This is a genomic window from Pseudomonas sp. F01002 (assembly GCF_004402115.1).
In the GTDB taxonomy this organism is placed as follows: domain Bacteria; phylum Pseudomonadota; class Gammaproteobacteria; order Pseudomonadales; family Pseudomonadaceae; genus Aquipseudomonas; species Aquipseudomonas frigoris.
The window spans coordinates 219,481-241,231 of sequence record NZ_SOPU01000027.1 but is presented as its reverse complement, the minus strand read 5'-3'; the positions used below and the strand labels follow the sequence as shown (position 1 = coordinate 241,231).

General features: G+C 56.2%; 15 protein-coding genes, 1 other RNA gene and 1 pseudogene. 6 read left to right on the top strand and 11 right to left on the bottom strand.

All coding sequences use genetic code 11. From position 1 onward, the window contains the following. Positions 1 to 22 precede the first annotated feature (22 nt). From E3W21_RS23980 to E3W21_RS23960, 4 genes and pseudogenes are all read left to right on the top strand, one after another. A complete protein-coding gene (locus E3W21_RS23980; protein ID WP_134422069.1) occupies positions 23 to 3,205 on the top strand; it encodes a type I restriction endonuclease subunit R in 3,183 nt (1,060 codons plus the stop codon). Beyond that, complete coding sequence (locus E3W21_RS23975) at positions 3,202 to 4,428, top strand: PD-(D/E)XK nuclease family protein (RefSeq protein ID WP_134422068.1); 1,227 nt, start codon at positions 3,202 to 3,204, stop codon at positions 4,426 to 4,428. Before E3W21_RS23980 ends, E3W21_RS23975 begins: the two co-directional genes overlap by 4 nt. A gap of 23 nt (positions 4,429 to 4,451) precedes the next feature. After that, positions 4,452 to 4,790: pseudogene (locus E3W21_RS32440) on the top strand (inovirus-type Gp2 protein). Positions 4,791 to 4,870: 80 nt separating this feature from the next. Continuing rightward, positions 4,871 to 5,059, top strand: coding sequence for a hypothetical protein (locus tag E3W21_RS23960; RefSeq protein WP_134422067.1), 189 nt, complete (start codon positions 4,871 to 4,873; stop codon positions 5,057 to 5,059). A gap of 408 nt (positions 5,060 to 5,467) precedes the next feature. On the opposite strand, the gene E3W21_RS23955 is transcribed toward E3W21_RS23960, so the two are convergent. Then, complete coding sequence (locus E3W21_RS23955) at positions 5,468 to 6,070, bottom strand: hypothetical protein (RefSeq protein WP_256661633.1); 603 nt, start codon at positions 6,068 to 6,070, stop codon at positions 5,468 to 5,470. A 505-nt stretch (positions 6,071 to 6,575) separates the two neighbouring features. Between E3W21_RS23955 and E3W21_RS23950 the strand changes: the two genes are divergently transcribed. Continuing rightward, a complete protein-coding gene (locus E3W21_RS23950; RefSeq protein ID WP_134422066.1) occupies positions 6,576 to 11,720 on the top strand; it encodes a RecQ family ATP-dependent DNA helicase in 5,145 nt (1,714 codons plus the stop codon). Between the two features lie 357 nt (positions 11,721 to 12,077). Here the strand turns inward: E3W21_RS23950 and E3W21_RS31240 are convergent, their stop codons facing one another. From E3W21_RS31240 to E3W21_RS23925, 6 genes are all read right to left on the bottom strand, one after another. Further along, entirely contained in the window at positions 12,078 to 12,254 is a 177-nt protein-coding gene (locus E3W21_RS31240) for a hypothetical protein (RefSeq protein ID WP_166793866.1), read from the bottom strand. 102 nt (positions 12,255 to 12,356) lie between these two features. Then, positions 12,357 to 12,854, bottom strand: a complete 498-nt coding sequence (gene radC / locus E3W21_RS23945) for a DNA repair protein RadC (protein WP_134422065.1) — start codon at positions 12,852 to 12,854, stop codon at positions 12,357 to 12,359. A 52-nt stretch (positions 12,855 to 12,906) separates the two neighbouring features. After that, positions 12,907 to 13,827 (bottom strand): hydrolase or metal-binding protein, encoded by a 921-nt coding sequence (locus tag E3W21_RS23940; protein ID WP_134422064.1) that lies wholly within the window; start codon positions 13,825 to 13,827, stop codon positions 12,907 to 12,909. A gap of 91 nt (positions 13,828 to 13,918) precedes the next feature. Then, positions 13,919 to 14,920, bottom strand: coding sequence for a YqaJ viral recombinase family protein (locus E3W21_RS23935; RefSeq protein WP_134422063.1), 1,002 nt, complete (start codon positions 14,918 to 14,920; stop codon positions 13,919 to 13,921). A 79-nt stretch (positions 14,921 to 14,999) separates the two neighbouring features. Continuing rightward, on the bottom strand, positions 15,000 to 15,968 hold the full coding sequence (locus tag E3W21_RS23930) for a DUF932 domain-containing protein (RefSeq protein ID WP_134422062.1): 969 nt from the start codon (positions 15,966 to 15,968) through the stop codon (positions 15,000 to 15,002). An 89-nt stretch (positions 15,969 to 16,057) separates the two neighbouring features. After that, entirely contained in the window at positions 16,058 to 16,387 is a 330-nt protein-coding gene (locus E3W21_RS23925) for a hypothetical protein (RefSeq protein WP_134422061.1), read from the bottom strand. Between the two features lie 223 nt (positions 16,388 to 16,610). Between E3W21_RS23925 and E3W21_RS23920 the strand changes: the two genes are divergently transcribed. After that, entirely contained in the window at positions 16,611 to 18,635 is a 2,025-nt protein-coding gene (locus tag E3W21_RS23920; protein ID WP_134422060.1) for an AAA family ATPase, read from the top strand. A 133-nt stretch (positions 18,636 to 18,768) separates the two neighbouring features. On the opposite strand, the gene E3W21_RS23915 is transcribed toward E3W21_RS23920, so the two are convergent. From E3W21_RS23915 to E3W21_RS23900, 4 genes are all read right to left on the bottom strand, one after another. After that, positions 18,769 to 20,025 carry an integrase domain-containing protein gene (locus E3W21_RS23915; RefSeq protein ID WP_134422059.1) on the bottom strand — a complete coding sequence of 419 codons (1,257 nt, stop codon included), beginning with the start codon at positions 20,023 to 20,025 and terminating at the stop codon, positions 18,769 to 18,771. Positions 20,026 to 20,209: 184 nt separating this feature from the next. After that, positions 20,210 to 20,603, bottom strand: a transfer-messenger RNA (tmRNA) gene (gene ssrA / locus E3W21_RS23910). Positions 20,604 to 20,698: 95 nt separating this feature from the next. Then, on the bottom strand, positions 20,699 to 20,974 hold the full coding sequence (locus E3W21_RS23905) for a hypothetical protein (protein ID WP_134422058.1): 276 nt from the start codon (positions 20,972 to 20,974) through the stop codon (positions 20,699 to 20,701). Positions 20,975 to 21,466: 492 nt separating this feature from the next. After that, the gene (locus E3W21_RS23900) at positions 21,467 to 21,742 is read right to left on the bottom strand and encodes a hypothetical protein (RefSeq protein ID WP_134422057.1); all 276 of its coding nucleotides are present in this window, start codon (positions 21,740 to 21,742) and stop codon (positions 21,467 to 21,469) included. Between the last annotated feature and the right edge of the window lie 9 nt (positions 21,743 to 21,751).

Genomic DNA, 21,751 nt, shown 5'->3' with positions numbered 1-21,751 from the left:
ATTTAGTCGCGAGAAGAAACACATGAGCCATATCCACCACGAGTGCGAACTAGAACGCCATATCGTCGAGCAGCTGGCTGATGCTGGTTGGTTGGTCGGCAAGTCCGCTGACTATGACGCGGCGCGTGCGCTGTTCTCCGAGGATGTGCTTGGCTGGCTGGAAGAAAGCCAGCCGCAAGCTATGGCCAAGCTGCAGGCCATGAATGGAGCGGGTACTCGCGATGTGGTTCTAGATCGGCTGGTAAAGCAATTGGAAAATAAAGTCGAGGGCGGCACGGTCAACGTGCTGCGTTATGGCTTTGCTGTGGCCGGTGGAGGAACGCTGGCGATGAGCCAAGGCCTGCCCGAGGACGATCGCAACAAGACGGTGATCCAGCGCTACGAAGCTAACCGCCTGCGCGTGTTGCCGCAGTTGCGTTACTCGCTGGACAAGGCAGATGAGATTGACCTGGCCTTCTTTATTAACGGTATTCCCGTGGCCACAGTGGAGCTGAAGACTGACTTCACTCAATCGGTCGAGGCTGCCATGCAGCAGTACCGCATAGATCGCAAGCCCGAGCGCAAGAGCGGTGGTCTTGAGCCGCTACTGGCCTTCAGGCGAGGTGCAGTAGTGCATTTCGCCATGAGCGATAGCGACATCCGCATGACCACTAAACTGGCAGGTGATTCGACCTTCTTTCTGCCGTTCAATCGGGGCAACGATGGCGCTGCCGGCAATCCGCCTGGCGACAACGGCACCTACCCGGTGAGCTACTTTTGGGAGCGGGTGCTGCAGAAAGACAACTGGCTGCACATCTTCCATCGCTTCGTACTGCAGGAGCGCAAGGAAGCCCAGGACGTAAACGGCAAAACCTACTTCAAGGAAGGCTTGATCTTCCCGCGCTTCCATCAATGGGAAGGCGTGACCAAGATGATCGCTGCCGTGCGTGTTGAGGGTGCAGGGCAGCCTTACTTGATTCAGCACAGCGCCGGCTCTGGTAAGACCAATACCATCGCTTGGACGGCGCATTCGCTGATTCGCGTGCGTCGCCCGGATGGCGAGCCGTTCTTCCATAGCGTGATCGTGGTCACCGACCGCCAGGTGCTTGACCAGCAGTTGCAAGAAGCCATCCAGCAGATCGAGCATCAGGCCGGTGTGGTGTGCGCCATCGACCGCCAGCAGTCGAGCCTGCCCAAAAGTCAGCAACTGGCCAAGGCCATGCTCGACGGCGTGCCGATCATCGTCTGTACCCTGCAGACCTTTCCCTATGCACAGAAGATCATTCTCGGCGAGCAGAGCCTGCGCGACCGTCGCTTCGCCATCATCATCGACGAGGCGCACAGCTCAACCGGCGGCAGCACTGCCGATGACCTGCGCTATGTGCTGACCGGGCAAAGCGAAGCCGAGTGGGAAAAGCTGTCCAAGGATGAGCGGCTGTCTGTGTGGCAGAGTTCGCGCAACCGGCCCGGTAATGCCAGTTACTTTGCCTTTACCGCGACGCCCAAGCATTCAACCCTGAGCCTGTTCGGTCGCCCGCGTAAGCCGGGGCAACCGGCGAGCGTGGAAAACCCACCGGCACCGTTTCACCTCTACACCATGCAGCAGGCCATTGAGGAAGGCTTCATCCTCGACGTATTGAAGAATTACACCAGCTATGACGTGGCGCTGCGTATTGGCAGCGAGATGGTGGATGACAAGCGAGTGGATGAGAAGAGTGCGCGGCGCAAGCTGGCTAAGTGGCTGTCGCTCAACCCGGTGAACGTGGGGCAGAAGGTTGAGCTGATTGCTGAGCACTTCCGCAAGAACGTTGCGCATCTGCTCGGTGGCCAAGCCAAAGCGATGATTGTCACCAGCTCGCGTGCGGCAGCGGTGAAGTACCACTTGGCGCTGGAGGATTACTGCAAGCGCAACGGCTACGACAATGTGCGGGCGATGGTGGCGTTCTCTGGCGATGTTCCAAACAGCGATGTGAAAGAGGCCAGCCTGCCGGCTGATCACCAGTTCAGCGAAACCAACCTCAACCCCGGCCTGCATGGCCGTGACATGCGCAAGGTATTCGACACCCCGGATTATCGGGTGATGATCGTAGCCAACAAGTACCAGACCGGCTTCGACCAACCGAAGCTAGTGGCCATGTACCTGGACAAAAAAATATCGGGCGTGGAAGCGGTGCAGACGCTGTCGCGCCTGAACCGTACCTTCCCAGGCAAGGACAAGACCTTCGTCATCGACTTCGCCAACAAGGCTGAGGAGATTTTGGCGGCGTTCAAGACTTTCTACCGCGATGCTCAGATGGCCGATATACAAGACCCGAACATCGTCTACGACATCAAGCAGCGCCTGGATGGCATGTTCATCTATGAGCAGGCTGAAGTTGAGGCCTTCGGCAACGCCATCGTCGATCTCAACGTGACCCACCAGAAATTGTATTCGCTGACTCAGGCGGCGACCGACCGTTTTAACGGCAAGCTGAAAACGCTCAACGATGCCATCGATCAGTGGGAAAAGGCCTGGGAGAAGGCTCATGACGAGGGTAATGACAAAGACATGGAGTACGCCGACGTGCAGCGTTCGGAGTACTGCAAGGCCCGCGATGAGCTGATGGTGTTCAGTGAGAGCCTGAGCAAGTTCGTGCGCAACTACGAGTACATCGCTCAGTTGGTGGAATTCGCTGACCCGGTCCTGGAAGCCTTTGCCAGCTATGCGCGGTTGCTGCGCAAACGCCTCAAGGGCATCACGCCCGAGCAGGTGGACTTGGGCGACCTCAAGCTCAGTCACTACAAGATCAAGAAGGGCGACAACCTCAGCGGTGTTGTCGTTCAAGCCGAGGTGCCGGGACTGTATGGCATCACCGACAACGGCCTGCGCGACGCTCAGGACCGTGAGAAGAAGTACCTGACCGAACTGATCGAGAAGCTCAACAACGCCTTGGGTACGGAATTCTCAGATACTGATCAGGTAGCACTTGTCGTGCATGTTTCTGAGAAGCTCCGCATTGACAATGTGCTGATGGCTCAAGTGCAGAACAACACCATGGAACAGGCGATGAAGGCTGACCTGCCTGCACGGGCGATCCAGGCCATTGCCGGTGCCATGAGCAGCTACACCAGCATGGCCACCAAGCTGCTCAGCGATGAGTCGACGCGGGATGTGTTTTTGACGGTGGTGTATGAGGTGCTGAAGAAGGATGCGGGGGCGGAGTTGCTGCAAGGGGCTCGCCAATGAGCGCCCCAGAGATGGTTGAAGCCCTGATGCAGGATTCGGCATTCGCCGAGCTGGCTGATTTTACTCACCAGTTTGAGCCATTCAGGGCAATGGGAATTCATAGCAAGGAGCTGGTGCATTCCCGCGTCCTAGCGACGTTTCTGAATCGCGCCGGACTCCATAACTTGGGGCCCGATTTTCTCAATCGATTCGTTATGGCGCTGGTGCAGCCGCAAACGCGACTGTTCTCTGGCGATGCGGTGGATGCAGGAGCGTTATTAGAAGTCGTTAAACCGAATGTGCACTCTCAGGTCTACCGAGAGCTGAATTGCATTGACCTGGTAATTGTCTTTCCTGCCCATCAACTGGTCATTGGCATCGAGAACAAGGTGGATGCCGGTGAGCAGAAGAAGCAGGTTGCCCGGTATCAAGCGACGCTTCGCGAACGTTTTCCAGGGTTTAAGCAGGCACTGGTCTTCTTGAGCCCAAATGGGCGAGCCCCCAAGACCGCCAATATTCAGGACAGCGTACCGGTGTACTGCATGGATTATGGGCAGATTGCTGAGATCTGTAGGACCTGCAAATGTGTCCCTGGGTTGTCTGCAAACGCTGCTGTTTTCATTGACCAGTTTGTAAACCATATCGAGCTACACATGACAGGAAGTACTCGAACGCAAGCGTTGTGCTGGGAGCTGTTTAGCAAGAACGAGGCGGCCTACAAAGAGATCGTGAGGCAACATGACAGCTGCATTGAACGTAAGGTGGTGAATGCATTTGTCGATTTGGAGGAGCGCCTACGCAAGGAGCCAGTTCTGGGTGTTGATCCAGGCCAGCTTCAAGTTGAGCGTGAGCGATCCAAAGACGATAAGGCCGTCATCTTCTACTCCCTGCACATCCGGATGTTGAATTGGCCCGCTGGGGTTTGGGTAAAAATCTACAAGCATAACTGGTTGGGTGTTTTTCCATTCATTCGAGAGTCGGATCTTGCTGCTTTTGCGGGGGGCTTTCTCTTACCTCTTTCCGCTGAGTCAGCCAAGCATTGGCCGGGGGTACGTTATGTGTCTTCAAGGTCCGGGTTGGACGAGGCTCGCAGGGTTCTGACTGATGGCAATGACTTCACCCAAGACGATCTGGATATCGCATTGGGGGTCGCGTCAACATATGTGCAAGAAATCAACGCGGCCATGCAGGGTGTAACTACTCCGTCAGGATTCAATCAGCTCGTGAGCGCTCCAGGCGCCTGAATGGCACTGCACATCAGACACGGGTGCGATGGTGCTGGTTCAGGGAGATCGGACAAGAGGGGAGGCCCCACTACCACTTCGTATTACTGCTCAATAGGGATGCGTACTACACCGTGGGACGCTTTCAATCTGAAAGGGAGAATCTCTACAGTCGCATTCAGTCTGCATGGGCCAGTGCACTGAGAATTTCTTTCGAGGATGCCGATGGCTTGGCGCATGTCCCACTCAATGCGCAGTACCACCTCTCTCAGGGTGATTCGGCAGAGATGGACTGATACTTCTGTCGCGTTAGCTACCTCTGCAAGGCTGCTACCAAGGACTACGGCAGTCGATGCCGAGCATTTGGTTGCAGCAGAGGCTGAGCCAGCTCTACAGGGCTTCGAGCCAGGGGGAGCTGTTGAGCTCCCTCAAGTACTCAATCCATTATTCAGCAGGCGTTGTCATGATCGTTCCTTTCATCAACCCGCGACTTCCACTTTCTGCATCACATGCTGCAATCACCATCGGTCGGCTGGTGCAGACCGTCGTTCGCACGGACGGGCCGGCCTACCATGTCACCCTGGAAGTACTAGGCGATGAGCAGAACAAGTCGACATCGCTGGGTCTGTGTGTCCCGAATGAGAAGTCATGACGACGACATGAAAACGGAGTCAGGGCAATCCATGCTCCAAAGTCGATGGAGGTCAGCCCTCCGATCAGGGCGTGCAGGCACACACTGATCAAACGACCCGATGCTGCGAGCATGTTCAGCATGCTGGTGGTGGGGAATTGCACTCCACTTGGCCACCCATTTGCATTGCCACTGACCAGTCAATTGCATTCGTGCTAACCAGGCGTTTGCATTGGACTTGCCCACCTGTTTGCATTCGACCTGCCGGCCATTTACGTCCTATTTGATCAACTCGATTCGTAGCAATGACCGGCAGACATCGACCCGAAAGAGCCGTTGAAATTATCCGATAGCGGCCGTTCTGATCAGCCGGCTGAGAGGCGCCGCACCAATCTATTTTCCATGCTTGCCAGCGGTCGACGCCGACTGTCACGGGCACGGAGAAAAGTAGCGATTACGACTTATCGTGCCCAATCTGCGCCAGTCGACGGTGAACTCGTGCTCACCCAACCAGATGCTGTGAGCTGACGGCCCGGCGATTATTGCATCCGCTGGCGCAGTGGTTTCCATGATCACTCCACCTTTGCCCACAGCGTTCAACCCTCTAGCGAACATTTGGGCTTTCTCCTCTTTAACGCTCCATGCGGTTCCAATCCTGCCGCGCTCGAGTCGATCGACATTTTCTCCACGATAGAGCAGCAGGTCAGGCCCCTTATAACGAGGCAACCACGTCCAGAGCATGTCCATCAACAGTTCATCGTCGTCGACAAACTCTCGGATGTAATGGTGGGAGACATGCCAGTTAGTGTGAAAGCGATCGGCAATGGCACAGTCCTTGGGTGCACACGCGGTTAGCTCCCTCATGAGCGTGCCCCACTCTTCCCTATGCCTATCGATACTCGGCCCCTTCAGGAGTGGCCCATATTCTTTGCCATTGAGAATATGGCTGAGGAGAGGCGGGTATCCCGATAGCACAAGGTTATGCGTTGACAAACCTGCTCCTGAGATTTTCATTTTTTTTGGGAGGAACATAACTGAGAGACCTCCAGTTTGCGCAGGTACTTGCAGGTTTATCTCTTGATTGTCAACGATCTAGGCGTAAGTGTCGAACGGTTGAAACTGGCCGATTCTGTTGAAAAAATCGGCCTTAGTTTCCATGACCAAAAAGTAGGCGCCGGAGATTGAAATCCAGATTTTTCGCAGAGGCATTCGGACTGAAATTTCACGTAGCAGCGTGCCAAAAGGCGATTTCGCCGATCAATTTTTTGGCAGTTTGAGAAACCCGACTTTTTCAACACAATCGGCCGAAAGCAGTTGCCTGCTCGGTCTCGATATTTTCTCACTCGTGCTGCAAATGCACATTCAGGGGAGTAATGGCAATATCGGCCCGATCCGTATTGGGTCAATCTCCTAAGCCTCGATACCAATCGTTACCTGCCTGTCTGCGCCTCACCGCGACCTCGCGCACCTATCTGCGCTGGGCATTTGCCGTTAAAGTGCCGCAAGCCCAGTAGTTTTTAGCAAGGATGCTGTTCGGATGGTTTCACCGACTCAACCCAAAAGCCTGATTTTTGACCTGGAAGTCGTCCCCGGCAAAGCCAATCAACCTGACCGCATCTTTATGGTTGGCGCGATGCGTCCCGACACGGAAGAGGAGCTCGAGTGTAAGGTCGACAAGGACCTGCCCGCTGCCCTCGAGGCCCTAGATCGCCTAGGGCAGGGCGCCAGCTTCGTACTCGGCCATAACGTCATCGACCATGACTTGCCGATACTCCAAGAGCAAGGCGCGCACCTGGCCTTACACCAGCTGCCGGTGATCGACACCCTACGTCTATCGCCGTTGTCTTTTCCACAGAACCCGTATCACCGCTTGGTCAAAGACTACAAACTCATTCGCGACAGCCTCAACTCACCGCTGTCCGATTGCCGCTCCACCCTGACTCTGTTCAACGACCAGCACCAGGCATTCGCAGATCTAAACATTAAGCACCATACCGAACTGCTCTGCTACCAAGCGCTGCTCGCCTCAACGCCGAAGAGCTACCTGGCGTCGCTCTTCGCCTCGATCACTGGCCAGGAGCCAAGTAGCCTCACAGAATTGCGCAATCTGATTCCCGAGTTGCTTAGGGAAACCGACCCGACCCTGACTCGGACTTTCAAGGTCTGCAGCACCCGTCTGAACGAGTTGCTGGAAACCGACCTCATGGACGGGACCCTGCATTGGCCATTAGCTTATGCGCTGGCCTGGCTGCGCGTCTCGGGCGGCAACTCGGTTCTGGCGCCCTGGGTGCGCCACCAATTTCCCGCGGTCGGTCGGCTGATCGCCGATCTACGCGACGTACCCTGCGGAGAAAGCCACTGCGGCTACTGCAGCACTACTCATGACCCCCGCCACGAGCTCAGGCGATACTTCGCCCCAATTCAGGATTTTCGGACTGAGCCCGACGGGCGCCCCCTACAGCATGACGTGGTGCTGGCCGGTATGCAGGGCAAGCACGTGCTCGCGATTCTCGCGACAGGGGGCGGCAAATCCCTGTGCTACCAACTGCCGGCCCTGAATCGCTTTCACCGCAACGGCAGCCTGACAGTCATCATCTCGCCGTTGCAGTCACTGATGAAGGATCAGGTCGACGGCCTTCTTGCTCGCAACGTCCAATGTGCTGCGACCTTGAACGGCCTATTGACCATGCCTGAACGGGCCGAGGCGCTGGAGAAAATCCAGTTGGGGGATGTAGGCATTCTTCTGGTCTCGCCCGAGCAGTTTCGCAATAAGGCCTTTCGCCGCGCGATCGCCCAACGCCAGGTCGGCGCCTGGATCTACGACGAAGCGCATTGCTTGTCCAAATGGGGCGCAGATTTTCGCCCGGATTACCTCTATGTATCGCGTTTCATCAAGCAGTTCACCGGTGACGGTCAGCTCGCGGCGATCGGCTGCTTTACGGCTACTGCCAAGCCTGACGTGCTTGAGGACATCGAGCAGCACTTCGAAGAGCAACTGGGCATCACCTTTAAGCGCTTCATCGGTACTCACGAGCGTACCAATCTGCACTTCGAAGTCCTGCCCTGTGCCCGTTCAGAGAAGCGCCACCACACTCAGGCGCTGCTTGCGGAAGAGCTAGGCCGTAACGAGGGCGGCGCGGTGATCTTCGTGTCTAGCCGCAAAGGCGCTGAAGAACTCGCTGATTTTTTGATCGGCCACGGTTGGGCCTGCAAGTATTTTCACGCTGGGCTGGAGCCACACGAGAAGAAGGACATTCAGGACGCCTTCAAGGCTGGGGAACTCAAGATCATCGTGGCCACCAATGCCTTTGGCATGGGCGTAGACAAATCCGATATTCGCCTGGTGGTACATGCTGATATACCGGGATCGCTGGAGAACTACTTGCAGGAAGCTGGGCGCGCTGGACGCGATCAAGGGCAGGCTCGATGCGTGCTTCTGTATGACGCTCAGGATATCGAGAACCAGTTCGGGATGTGCGAAGGGTCGAAACTGACCCTGCGTGATATTCAGCAGATCCTGCGCAAACTACGCAAGGAGAGCGACCGACGCAAGGGCGGCAGGCTCGTCATCACTGCCGGCGAAGTATTGATGGACGAGCAGGTAGAGACCAGCTTTGAGGCCGGGGAACGCGATGCTGAAACCAAGGTCGTCACGGCCGTGTCCTGGCTTGAGCGTGGGCAGTTTTTAAAGCGGGAGGAGAATCAGACCCAGATCTTTCCGGCAAGCCTGAAGCTGACTAAGGATGAAGCCGACAAGCGTCTGATTACCGCCAAACTGCCGGCCAGACGGCTGGAAGAATTCAAGGCCATTCTGAGTTACCTGTACGAGGCGAGTGCTGATGAGCGCATCAACACCGACGCCCTGATGGCACTGACCAGCCTCACGTCCGAAGAGGTCACAGCGACACTGCGACAGATGGAGGACTTGGGACTTTTAGTCAACGACTCCAAGCTCACTTTGTACGTCCGGCATGGCGTTGTTTTCCCTTCCACCCAACGTCTGCAAGCCACCTTAAAACTTGAGTCTGCCCTGTTCGACCTGCTGCAGGAATTGGCGCCGGAGGCCGAGAGTGGGGAATGGCAGGATCTTACCGTGCCACTGTTGACCTCGGCGCTCAAAACAGCCACCGGCAACAAAGATCTGATACCGCTACACGTCCTGCGACTGCTGCGCAGTCTGGCCCAAGATCACGACAGCGAAAGTCAACTGCGTAGCAGCTTCGAACTGCGTCAGATCAGTCAGGATTTCCTCAAGCTGCGTATTCGCGGCGGGTACAGTTGGAACGGTATTCAAGGGTTGGGTGAGCGCAGGCGAGCCTTGGCTGCCGTGGTCCTCCCGTTTCTGATTGGCAAATTGCCGCCGGGGTCACGTAACAAGGATCTGTTGGTCGACACCACGTTCGGCGAGCTCATGAGCCTGATTGATCAGGATCTAGAGCTGCGCTCCAGAATCCCGGAGTCGCAGCGCCGCAAGGCCATTGAGCACGTACTGCTGTACCTGCACAAGCAAGACGTGCTTACGCTGAACCACGGCATGACAGTCATGCGTCGCGCTATGACGATCGAAGTCAACGCGGAAAAACGTACCGGATACGTCAAGGATGACTACCAGCGCCTTGATGAGCATTACCGAGAAAAACGTATTCAGGTTCACGTTATGCGCGAGTATGCAGAGGTTGGGCTCGGCTCGATGCGAGAGGCCCGTGACCTGGTTCAGCACTATTTCACGCTAGCTAAACAGGAGTTCATTCGCCGCTACTTCGTAGGTCGCGAGGAGGTGCTTAAGCTAGCCACGAGTGAAGAGTCCTGGCGTAGCATCGTCGAGAGACTCAGCGCTGCCCAGCGGGTTATTGTGTCCGACGACGATGACGTGAACCGCCTGATTCTAGCTGGTCCAGGTTCCGGCAAGACTCGCGTGATCGTGCACCGTATCGCTTATCTGTTACGAGTTCGGCGCATGCCGGCGCGCTGCATCGTGGCTCTGACTTTCAACCGTCACGCGGCCAACGAGATCAAGCAGCGCCTGCTCAAATTGGTTGGCCCCGATGCCTTTGGGGTCAACGTGATGACTTATCACCGCATGGCGATGCGCCTGACTGGAACCCGCTTCGAGCGAGGTGAAACGGTCGAGGAAGGGCGCCTGTCCCAAGTGATGGGAGACGCTGTTGAGTTGCTCGAGGGCAAGCGTCAGGTAGAAGGCGAGGACGATCTACGCGAGCAACTGATGCGAGGCTACCGCTACATCCTCGTCGATGAATACCAGGACATCGACGACCTGCAGTATCGACTCGTGAGTGCATTGGCCGGGCGCAAGTCGGAAGAAGAAGGACGTTTGTGCATTTTGGCGGTAGGTGACGATGACCAGAACATCTACGCCTGGCGTGATACCAATAATCGATACATAGAGCGCTTTCGCGAGGATTACTCGGCCACAAAGAACTATCTGGTCGACAACTACCGCTCCAGCGGCTGCATCATCGATGCGGCCAACAGCGTCATTGGCCGCAACCCCGATCGGCTCAAAAAGGATCACCCGATTCAGATCGACACTGTTCGCCGCGGACGGCCGAAGGGCGGCGATTGGGAGACCCTGGACCTCGAGCGGGCAGGGCGCGTGGTTCGCCTGAGGATAGAGGCTGAGGGCGACGCGAGGGCGAACCTGCAGGCCCAAGCTGCGATGGCTGAGCTGCAACGTCTGCTCAGTTTGGACACCGAGGATTGGCAGGGCTGCGCGGTGTTGGCCCGTACTCACCAGTACCTGCTGCCCCTTCAGGCCTGGTGTGAAGCTCATGGCGTTCCGTATTGCCTTGCTGCCGACAAGGAAGGTGTCTTGCCTCTGACCGCTCAGCGCGGCTTCGTGCAGGCTGTTGAAATACTACGCGGGATTACCGAGCCGCTGAGTGCTTCCGAGGCATGGGCATGCATGAGCGAAAGGCAGCTCGTGCCGGATTGGCACGGCATATTGGCCACCGCCTTTGAACAGCTCACAGCAGAGTTCGGACAATGCCCTCTGAGCGCCCAGACGCTGGTCGATTGGCTCTACGACTATTTCCGGGAGCTACGCCAGCAACCCAGGAATGGACTTTACCTAGGCACTATTCATTCTGCCAAAGGATTGGAGTTCCGCCACGTTGTAGTGCTTGATGGCGGCTGGTCCACTCAGCCGGAAGCTCTTAGCGATGAACGCCGACTTTACTACGTGGGCATGACCCGCGCCGAGCAAACCCTGACCGTGTGTGAATTCCCTGGGGGCAATCCCTTCAGCCGCCAACTTACCGAGGAGGTCATGGGCCGCACCTTTCAGGGTGAATTCCTCGCAGAGCTGGAGAAGCGCTACCTACAGCTCTCTTTGAAGGATATTGATCTCGATTATGCTGGGCGCCAGAACCCTACGGCATCAATACATAAGACATTGGCTGCGCTTGAGCCTGGCGACACGCTTGCGTTCAAGGCTCATGAAGGGAGATATCTGATTCAGGATGCGGACGGTCAGGTTGTAGGCCGTACAGCAAAGTCATTCAATCTGGACCTTGAGATTGAGGATTGTGAAGTGGCAGCTGTTTTGGTGCGGCATTCTGATCGGTGTGAAGAGGCCTTCCGAGCCCATCATCGTTCGCAAGAGTGGGAGTTAATCGTGCCGAGAATTGCTGGCCGGGTCTTAAAGGACAGTGCAAAAGCCTGAAGCTACCTGAGAAAAGGAAGGAACTCATGGCGTAGCTCTCCAAGATTCGCAGTCTTGCTGCAGTTCAGGCTGCTATCGATGAGTTCGTCCAGCTTGGCTGCACAATGTTTTTGGAGCGCTATGTTTTTTGAAAATCACGGAATGCTCTTGTGCGTGACCCAAAGCGGAGCCAACTTCAGTAGTCGAGGATCAGCAGGTCGGTCTTGGCGTAACTGCCCATCAGTTTACTGAGGAGGGATGCAGGGCAGACCTGTTGAGTTCGACTCGGACTTAAGCATTCAACTGTTCAGAACAAAAAAAGAAAATGGCACTGAGGCAGACAGGAGGCACGTTAGCCTCCTGTCTGCCTTATGTCGTTTATTCGATTTTGGGGAGGAGCTTGAGCACCCAGTGAAGGAGTAGGAAGGCAATAGTTACAGCGATCAAGATCGGCGGAAATCGCAGCATCAGGATCACACCCACCACTACTGCTGCAGCGCTTGCCAGTACACCGATGAAGGTGAGAAGTGCAATCAGGAAACGTATCAACGCCATAGTGATCTCCTTGAGTTGAGGCAATATTGGTTAAGGTCCGGGGCGTAGCGGCTGCCAAGTGTTGCATCGGCTGACTTGGTGCATGCCAAGGGCAAAGCTCCCCTACAGATATCCTCGTTCTGCCAGCGATACGCAGCCCTCATAGCCCACGACCACATGATCCAGTATCCGAGTGCCAACCATGTTGAGGGCAATCTTGAGAGTGGTGGTTAATGTGCGATCGGCTAGGCTGGGCTCTGGGTCACCAGATGGGTGGTTATGAACAAGGATTACGGCCGCAGCGTTATGCTCCAAGGCGATCTTGACCACTTCCCGTGGATACACGCTGGCACCATCCAGGGTGCCTCGGAATAACTCCCTGAAGCCAATCACCCGGTGTTTGGTATCGAGCAATAGCAGAGCAAAGACTTCGTACTCGTGGTACTGCAGCAGTGTTTGCAGGTGGCTGAAGACCTGCTTAGGCTCAGTCAGTGCCCGGCCTTTAGACAGGCGACTCATCGCCAGTTGTTGCGCCATCTGCAGGATGTCGGCTTCGGTGACCGGAGAGTCCATGACATAGGTGCCAGTCATTTCACCGGCGCTAAGCTTGTGATATTTCATACTGGTATTCCTGTACGAATGCGTGAGAACGCTAGGAAGGTCTAGAAGGACGTTACTGGATAGAGGGCCGGCCGTTGTGTCGGGTAGCCTGAGACTCCAGCTTCTGAACCAGTGAGGGCTTTGCTGGCGCAGCCGGTTGGAGTTGGGTCTCTGCGTTGCTGGGTGAGTTTTCAGCTGTTGGGAAGAACTCCTCGACGATGGCTCCGGAGTCCTCCTCGCTATCTTCAAAGGCCCCGTTGCTAAAGCCCTGCTGGGCCGCGTGATCCAAGGCGCTCTGATCAAAGCCCGAGGCACGTCGGGTTTCCTCCCGTTGCTTGGCTTCCAACAAGGCGTCTTCCAGGCTCAGCCCACTGCGCACCGTGATGTCCACGTAGAAGATCGGTGTACCGTGGCTCTGCCGAGTGGACTTACTACGCAGACGCAGCTCCAGCGGCAGACAGGCCAGGCGATTGCCGGAGATTGCGCTGAAGTACTGCAGACGTGCCGCCAGAGTGCGGATGCTGTTGAACCCCGTGGTACGGAACACAAAACTGCCCAGTGGATCGTCATCGCCGATCAGCACGTTCAGCCGACCGTAGGGCTTGCAGGCATTGCCTTGAGCCAGTGAGCAGCCATCCGGCGAAGGGCAGGGCAGCGATTGCATACCGTCCTGCGTGACACGTTTACAGGTCTCACCATTGCCGACACACAGCGGCCGTCCAGACTGGCGGTCGAACAGGGTGTAGTCGGCGCGAAAGTTCAGGTCCGGTTCGTTGAACAGCAGGCGTACGGGGATGTTGCGCAGCTTGTTTTCCTGGCTCTTGCGCAGTTCGTCGTTGAGTGGGTGCAGCAGCCAGCCGTCCTTGCTCTGCACCTGCGAGGTGATGGTGAACTGGTCATCTTTCTCCGGTAGGCGTTTACCATTCTTCTCGATGACCTTACCGATGGAAATTCGGCCGAGCACAGGCGGGGTTATAGCCAGACCTTTGAGCATAGTGGTTCTCCTGGAAATGAAAAAAGGCCAGCCACGCAGCGCGAACTGCATGGACTGGCCAAGGGGAGGGAATGGTTGAATGGGGTGGGGATCAGCTGACCAAGAAGCGCCGGCTGCCTTCCTTGAGCTTGGTATAACGAATCTGCAGGTAGGGTTTTTCTTGGAGCATCTGATCCACATCGAGCACGCTGCTGTCCTTGGATTTTTTCCAGCTGATGAAGCCGTGACTGAACTCTGCGCGGGTGGCTTCGCCCATGGCCTGTTGCAGCATCTGCTTGAGCTGGGCCTCGCGCGTTTCCTTTTCGCCGATGGACTGACGCACCGCCTTGAGCTCCAGGTAGGCCGCTGCCAAACCGGCCCGGCCACGGAAGTCGATGGTCTGGCCGTTGTCTTCCGGATATAGAGCGCGCAGCGCCATTTCAGCAGAGGCAGAACCATCGGCCGGCGGTGGCGTATCGGTTTCCACGTACTGCCAGAATTTGCGCTCCAGCTCGATCAAGCGAGCAATCATTTGCTCATCCCGCTCGATGCGGTGGATCTCCAGCGTTTGACCGCCCAGCAGTACCGCCACATCCGCAGCCTGCTTGCCGGTGACGGCGAGCTGGTGCATCACCTGCAGTTGCACATATTCAGGCACGCCCTCTTTCCAGAGGCGTGCGCCGTTTATGCCGGCCGTCTTGCATTCGAGGATCTGCACATCGTCGGCACCGATCACCTCGCGGTCGATGTTGGCCAGCATCCAGGGCAGCTCGGGATTCGGATGCTGCAGCACGGCGTTGATGCGCCGCACCTTGTTCTGGGTGCGCTTGCTGTAATGCCAGGCCACGATGGGTTCCAGCACGTTGCCCCAGTACATTGGGCTTTCCTCATCGTGGGGATCGGCTTTCGGTAGTGTGGTATCGCGCCCGGTTTTATCTAGCCACAGCTCCAGCTGCGATTTGTAGGGATTGAGGCCGACAGCGGCGGCTGCATCCGAACTGCCGATACCCTGCTTGCGTACTGCCAGCCAATCTTCACGGGGCAATTCCTTGGTACTGATCAGGCGCAGCGCCGGGCGCGATTTGCCGGTGCGGCTCAACGGAGTAGCTTTCATCGAGTTCACCTTACGGACATAGAAACGCCCGATCAGCTACGAGACTGATCGGGCGTTATGGGGTGGCGGAAGTAAGCAGTCAGGCGACCAGTTGCAGGGCAGAATTCAGAGCGCGTTGCTTGATCTGCGCACCTTGGCCGAACCAGGCCGAGTCCATGCGGTACTCGTTGCTGCGGGCCCGACGTTCGTGATCGACGTACTCGGTCACGGCGTTTAGCAAACCCCAAGCAGTGCCGCGTGCCGAGTCGAGCTGACTGCCACGGCCACGGCCCTCGTACAGCTCCTGAACCTTGCGCAGCGCACGTTCGTTGGGCAGCACCTCCGGCAGGGCGCCGGTCGGACTGGTCTCGCACAGCACGTTCATAAAGAAGCCCAGCGCCTCATGCCACTGCACCTTGCGCTCGGCCAGCGCCCGCATTCGGTACATAAAGTCGTCCCATTGCGAGACTGCAATGCCAAGCTGTTTCTTCACCGCCTTGGGATCGAATCGGGTGCTGTGCGGCACCTTGATGGCGCGGCTGGTGCCGTCCAAGGCGATAGTTAGGGTGTTGTTGCAGACTACGCGTACGGTGGTCGGCGTTGCCGTCGTGGCCAGGGTGCCGTCGCAGGATGTGGCCAGCAGCAGGTAGCCGTTAACCTGGTCGTTACCCTTCAGTGCTGCGCCTTGACCGGTACGCGCCAGCGCCCAGAACTTGCGACCACCTTTGAGTACGCCTGCCGTTTCCAGCTCGTAGCCGGAGACTTTGGTTAGATCCCGGTAGAACTCCAGCACCTCGCTAGGCTGCACAGTGTGATATCGCTGGGAAACTACCGACAGCGGTGCTTTGGTGTCCGAGCGGAAGAGCACCTTCTGTTCAGGAAAGGAGTGGATGGCGCCTAGGTGGCCAGCGGTATCTGATTTGAAATGCACGGAACTTTCCTGGATCTGCCAGTCCATGCCGGCTTCGCGTTGCCAGACTTCGATGGGTTGTTTCTGCGTGAGCTGGTTGCCCAGGCCATGCCACGGAGTAGCGCCAGCGTAGGCCATTGTTTCGACGAGATGAGCCATGGTTGAGATTCCTTGGGGTGCACGCCGGCATAAATGCTGCGCATCACGCAGCACTGTCCAGACGTAATAAGTGAGAGAGAGGAAATGGGTTAAGCAGGCAAGTTGAAGCGATGTCCGCAAAGCAGGCAGAGGTTGTGGGCCAGGACGTGGCGGTCGAGCGACTCACCTAGCTGCGCGCCGATCGCACAACCACCAACCCCGCCGGCCAGACCGCCGAGGATGGCACCTGAGACCGAGCCGAGCGTGATGCCGATAGGGCCGGCAATCGCGCCAATCAGCGCACCCGCCTGACCGCCAGCCAGTGCAGTACTGACGCCACGCGCAGCACCGCCCACGGTGCCGATGGCCGCGCCGACTTTCATGGCGTGATGGAAGGAAGCGACTTTGGGGGAATGACAGCGAGGGCAATGCAATGACATGGGGCGAACTTCCTTGGTGGTGTTGTCAGGGAAGTTATGTAGGGCTGAGATTTTTTTTAATCGAATCGTCGTTTGGCAGGGTACTCAACTGCTGGTGCGGGCCAAAAACGACCCGATGTAGACCTTCCTCGCTATGGTGGCGTCCTGCATCCTTATTCCACTTGCTTTCTGCCTGGAATGCCCGCACCTATACAGAATTAGACCAACAAGAGTGGGGGCAGCCATGAAGCTAGAGTCATTCCGAGTTCGTAACTATCGCTCTATTAATGATAGCGGTGAAATCGCGGTCTCTCGGATTACAGCCCTTCTGGGACGAAACGAGAGCGGCAAGTCGAACCTGCTTCGTGCGTTGCACAGCCTAAACCCGATTACAGGGTTCGAGGCTTTGAGGCCCATCAAGGACTTTCCCCGTCACAGGCGCCTAGAGGAGTGCACAGACGACACGCCCGTGTTGTCAACAGCATGGGTCTTAGACGATGACGACAAAGAAGCTCTGCTTGAAGTACTTCCGCGGGCCACGGAGGTCTCCCAGGTCATCATCGGGCGTAGTTATGGCACGTTAAGAACTGTGAGGTTCCCCGAGCTCAAGGCAATAGCCTTCGACGAAACCGAGATCAAAAGCAAGGTCAAGAAGGTGGCTGCGGCGGTGCGCGCTACGGCGTTGAAGCAGGAGACATCTAGCACGTTGGATGCGGCAGCCGATGCCTTCGAGAAAGTTGCGGCCGCCACAAGGCTACGTGACACGTGGGCTAGTCAGATGGCGGCAGCGGCAAAGGCTCTGCGGACTGCGCTGGCCAGCGCTGATGCTGAGTTGACTGACAAACAAGAGGAGACGTTCTCTGAGCTCGAAGAGTTGGCCGATAGCATCGTGGTTGACAAGGATGCCCAGCAGCAGGCTCGTAGCTGGGCTGCTGGTGCAATTCCGAAGTTCATCTATGTCGATGAATACCCGGAACTCGATGGCCACCAAGACATAGCCGCATACATCCAACGGAAGTCTCAGGGTCAGCTTGAGGATACGGACCGGAACTTTGAGAAACTGTGCAAGGTCGCAGGGCTCAATCCCGATGAGCTCCAGAAGCTCCATGGGCAAAACGATCACGAAACGCGGAATCAGCTCGCGAACCGTGCCAGTGCTGTTGTTACAGGCGAGATTAAACGACTGTGGAAAGATCGCGCGCTAAAGATTCGTTTTAACCTCGACGCCCACCACATCGATACAATCATCTCTGACCCAACGAGCACCTATGACGTCGAAGTTAATCTCAACGACAGGAGCCGAGGTTTTCAGTGGTTCTTCGCCTTCTACATCACGTTTTCGGCTGACACGGACGGAGGCCATGCGGAGAACGCTGTGCTCCTCCTAGATGAGCCCGGCCTGTATTTGCATGCCAAGTCCCAATCAGATCTCCTCCATCATCTAGAGGTGGATTTCTCCAATCAAATTCTCTACTCCACGCACTCACCCTTTATGGTGCCTACGCATGCGCTGGATTCAGTCCGTACCGTCAACATCTCGGAGGAAGTTGGAACCACAGTCACGAACGATCCGACGGGAGACGCTAGGACGTTGTTCCCGCTCCAGGCAGCGCTCGGCTATGACCTTGCCCAAAGCCTCTTTGTCGGCCCCAACAATCTTGTTGTCGAGGGGGTTACGGACTTTTGGATCATGAGCGCTGTCAGCGCCTATGCGTCTGAGAAGGGAAGAACGGCACTAAGTGCCACACTCACAATGACACCAGCAGGAGGTGCGCAGAAGGTCTCTTACATGGTTGCGTTACTGACGTCGGAAGCCCTCAACGTGTTGGTTCTTCTCGACACTGAGCGTGACTCTAAGGCGACCAAGGACGAGCTCCTCAAGGCGAAGCTCATCCGCGACCAGAACGTCGTATTCGTATCTGAAGCATTCTCTTCCCCACCGAACGAAGCAGACATTGAGGACTTGCTAGATCCGGTGGTCTACGAGGCACTTGTGCGAGAGAGCTACAGCAAGGAGCTAAAGGGAAAGGCTTTGAAGTTAAATGCCAATATTCCGCGGATCGCCAAGCGCATTGAAGCGGGCCTTGCAGATCTTGAAATCCCCTTCCATAAAACTCGGCCAACACGGCTGTTTCTCAAGAAGATGGCATCGGAACCGGAAAATGTGTTGCCAGCGCAAAGCTTTGAGCAATTCGAGGCGTTGTTTGCGCTGATCAACGGACGGTTGGAAAAGCATGTTGTTCGGGATCCTAAGCCCTTCGAGAGTTAAAAGTGAAAAGGCCGCCTTTACGGGCGGCCTTTTCTATCAGATGGTGCGAATCCATGCGCCCATTCATTCGGAGGGTGTGCTTCATATCAACTGTCCTAATCGTCCTCCCCCTTGGTCAGTGGCAGACACTAGATCAGCGTATCGAGACGACTTTCCTGTCCCGATTTTCCTTGATAGCTGACACCGACAGGTTGCCTGTGGCTGCCTCCTGAATGTGCTCGCTCCACCAGGCCATCATCGGCCGTCTGCGTTCGATATAGCCCGCCCGGTTGTAGGCGCTGCGAACCTCGTCTTTATCAACGTGGGCAAGCGCTACCTCGATCAACTCCGGATCCCAGCCGTGCTCGTTGAGGATAGTGCTGGCCATTGAGCGCATGCCGTGGCTTACCAGCCGGCCTTCGAACCCCATACGCTTTAGCGCCATGTTAGCTGTCTGGCTGTTGCAGTGGGTGCGAGGGTTACGGTCTGCAGGGAACACGTATTCACGATGCCCACTGTAGGGCTTGATTGCCTCCAGTAGCGCCAAAGCCTGTTCCGTAAGCGGGATAATGTGCACGCGGCGTTTCTTCATGCGTTCTGCAGGGATCGTCCAGATGCGTTTTTCAAAATCGATGTCGACCCAGCAGGTGGTGGCTGCCTCTGCTGGGCGGGTCATGGTGTTGAGTTGCCATTCGATCAGGCAGCGCGTAGTTCTTTTTATGCTGGCATTGGCGATTGCCACCATGAGCTCTTTCAACTCATCGGGAGCAAGTGCCGCCATGTTCTTCTTTTTCGGCTTCTTGAAGACGGAGCGAATCCCGCTGAGCGGATTTGCGTGAATCAGTCCCGAGTTGACCCCGTAGGTCATGATCTCGTTGAGTCGCTGTGACAGCCGTTTAACGGTTTCAAGGCTGCCTTTGGTTTCGAGTGGCCGAAGCAGGTTGATGACTTGTGGTGCGCCGATGGCTGAGATCGGAGTGATGCCCAAATCCGGAAAGACGTGCAATGTCAGCGAGCGCCAGATGTCCTCAGCATAAGCTGGCGTCACCGAGTCTTTTTTAAGCTCATACCAGGCTGTCGCTACGTTCTGGAATGTGTGTTCGGTTTCAGCCTTTTTGGCCTGCTTCAGGGTATCTCGCTGCTCTTTCGGATCGATGTTAGTAGCAAGGAGCTCCCTTGCCTCAATGGTCATCTTCCTCGCTTGGGCAAGGGACAGTTCAGGATATGCGCCAAGCCCCATGTTGATGCGCTTCTTGGTTACAGGATGGTAGTAGTTGAAATTCCACAGCTTAGAGCCATTGATTCTCACTCGCATCTGAAGCCCATCACCATCAACTAGGACGTAGTCCTTCTCCGTAGGTTTGGCAGCTTTGATCTTGAGTTCAGAAAGGCGAGTAGCTTGAGCGCACATTGGTATTCCATGGGGGGTCTTGGTATTCCAAAAAATAGCACCTGTGAGCCTGGAATACCATTTGGAATACTGAAAGACATAGATCTTGCTGGACGCTCACGGACACTGATGGAGCTGAAAGCCCCGTATTTACTGGATTTCAGGCACAAAAAAAGACGTCCTTGGACGTCTTTAGATGTATAAGTGGTGGAGCCGGGGGGATTTGAACCCCCGTCCGCCAGTACTCCGCTGTCGGTACTACATGCGTAGCCGTGTCTATTAAGTTAACCCTCAGCGACCCGACGGGCAGGGTGCTTTGGGCGAGTTGTGTAAGTTTTAGCCGCTTCGTCCACAACGTACTGCACGGCGATTCTGTTCTATATGACAATCACTTTGGGTTTACAGACATCCCCTGATGATTGCTGGACCCGAAGGTACCAGGAGGGAAGGGCTAAGGCTGCTTACGCAGCGAGAGCGTATTCCCCGTAGGTTTCGTCATTGGCAACTATAGAAAGTTGCAACAGTGGATTTACGAGTTCTGTTACCAACTCGGCATGCACCTAAAGTTTCGCAACCGGCGTCGAATCCTAAACGGCCCCGAACTCATTGCTCGTGAATCAGATAAGCAACAAGCTTGTGTAGTCTACGTCAATGTGGTCCGGAAGGCCAACCCGAAGGTTGGCCCTGTCTCGCATCAGTTCCGGGTCGGATCCCGAATCTCCATTTTTTTGATGATACCGGTGGTAATTTCGACGCAATCCTTGTCGTTTCCTGCTGCTTGGGCCGCTTTGGATTTTTCCTGTGCTGCTTTTATGTTGTCCAGGGAGCTTTCTGGTAAGGAGGGCGCGCTAGCCGCGAAGTCGTCTATTTTTTGAATGTTCGCGGCACAAAGATCCTTGTCTGCCGCAAACGCCGGCGATGCCAGAATAGCCGCAGTGATAAACAATCCAGCAATTGCAGAGTGCTTCATGGGTATCTCCTTGCGCATGAGGGCTCGGTGCTGCCGGTGAATGGGGCTGCTGGCCGAGGTGGTTATAAGCCCTTTCACAGGGCCTAACTAAATGACTATAGCCGCACGCAGGAATTCGTTTTTTTTTTGCCGGGGAATGATTGCGACGCAAAAGCAAAAAGGGGCGAAAACGGCCCTTCCAGTGAATCACCCTCAAGCCGGGCGCGCTTGCGTCACGCGTTCTACCAGATAAACCAGCCCGTGATAATCGATCCCGCCATGCTGGCTCACGCCAATCTCACTGGTACGGCTGGTGGAATCGCGGGCAGGCCTGCTCTTGTGGGGGAGTGACGATGCGGCCTACAAAAATGACCAAACCCCAAATGCAACAAAGCCCGCACTTGACGGGCTTTGTTTGCATCGATTGGTGGGCGGGGGATTTGAACGCCCGTCCGCCAGTACTCCGCTGTCGGTACTACATGCGTAGCCGTGTCTATTGGCTCTGGCCCGGCACTATTGGCTTTTGGTATGGCTTTGAATGTCCTGGAGCGCCTGCTGCGTCAGGGAAACACACTCTTTGTCATTGTTGGCGGCGTGGGCGGCCTTGGCTTGTTCGGTTTTGGCGATGACGACACCTTTGGTGGCGGCGTCCAGCGTGGTAGCGCTGGACAGCTTGTTATTGACTTCCTGGAGCTTCATTACGCATTGATCACTCTCGTTTGAAGCGTACGCGAGGGAGGCCAGCATCGTTGCAGTGATGAGCAGTCCAGCCAGGGCGGAACGCTTCATAGGTATCTC

What these genes read in the sequence shown, in the direction of transcription:
- E3W21_RS23980 (WP_134422069.1), top strand. Translation starts at nt 23, where the DNA reads ATGAGCCATATCCACCACGAGTGCGAACTAGAACGCCATATCGTCGAG.
- E3W21_RS23975 (WP_134422068.1), top strand. Translation starts at nt 3,202, where the DNA reads ATGAGCGCCCCAGAGATGGTTGAAGCCCTGATGCAGGATTCGGCATTC.
- E3W21_RS23960 (WP_134422067.1), top strand. Translation starts at nt 4,871, where the DNA reads ATGATCGTTCCTTTCATCAACCCGCGACTTCCACTTTCTGCATCACAT.
- E3W21_RS23955 (WP_256661633.1), bottom strand. Translation starts at nt 6,070, where the DNA reads ATGTTCCTCCCAAAAAAAATGAAAATCTCAGGAGCAGGTTTGTCAACG.
- E3W21_RS23950 (WP_134422066.1), top strand. Translation starts at nt 6,576, where the DNA reads ATGGTTTCACCGACTCAACCCAAAAGCCTGATTTTTGACCTGGAAGTC.
- E3W21_RS31240 (WP_166793866.1), bottom strand. Translation starts at nt 12,254, where the DNA reads ATGGCGTTGATACGTTTCCTGATTGCACTTCTCACCTTCATCGGTGTA.
- radC (WP_134422065.1), bottom strand. Translation starts at nt 12,854, where the DNA reads ATGAAATATCACAAGCTTAGCGCCGGTGAAATGACTGGCACCTATGTC.
- E3W21_RS23940 (WP_134422064.1), bottom strand. Translation starts at nt 13,827, where the DNA reads ATGCTCAAAGGTCTGGCTATAACCCCGCCTGTGCTCGGCCGAATTTCC.
- E3W21_RS23935 (WP_134422063.1), bottom strand. Translation starts at nt 14,920, where the DNA reads ATGAAAGCTACTCCGTTGAGCCGCACCGGCAAATCGCGCCCGGCGCTG.
- E3W21_RS23930 (WP_134422062.1), bottom strand. Translation starts at nt 15,968, where the DNA reads ATGGCTCATCTCGTCGAAACAATGGCCTACGCTGGCGCTACTCCGTGG.
- E3W21_RS23925 (WP_134422061.1), bottom strand. Translation starts at nt 16,387, where the DNA reads ATGTCATTGCATTGCCCTCGCTGTCATTCCCCCAAAGTCGCTTCCTTC.
- E3W21_RS23920 (WP_134422060.1), top strand. Translation starts at nt 16,611, where the DNA reads ATGAAGCTAGAGTCATTCCGAGTTCGTAACTATCGCTCTATTAATGAT.
- E3W21_RS23915 (WP_134422059.1), bottom strand. Translation starts at nt 20,025, where the DNA reads ATGTGCGCTCAAGCTACTCGCCTTTCTGAACTCAAGATCAAAGCTGCC.
- E3W21_RS23905 (WP_134422058.1), bottom strand. Translation starts at nt 20,974, where the DNA reads ATGAAGCACTCTGCAATTGCTGGATTGTTTATCACTGCGGCTATTCTG.
- E3W21_RS23900 (WP_134422057.1), bottom strand. Translation starts at nt 21,742, where the DNA reads ATGAAGCGTTCCGCCCTGGCTGGACTGCTCATCACTGCAACGATGCTG.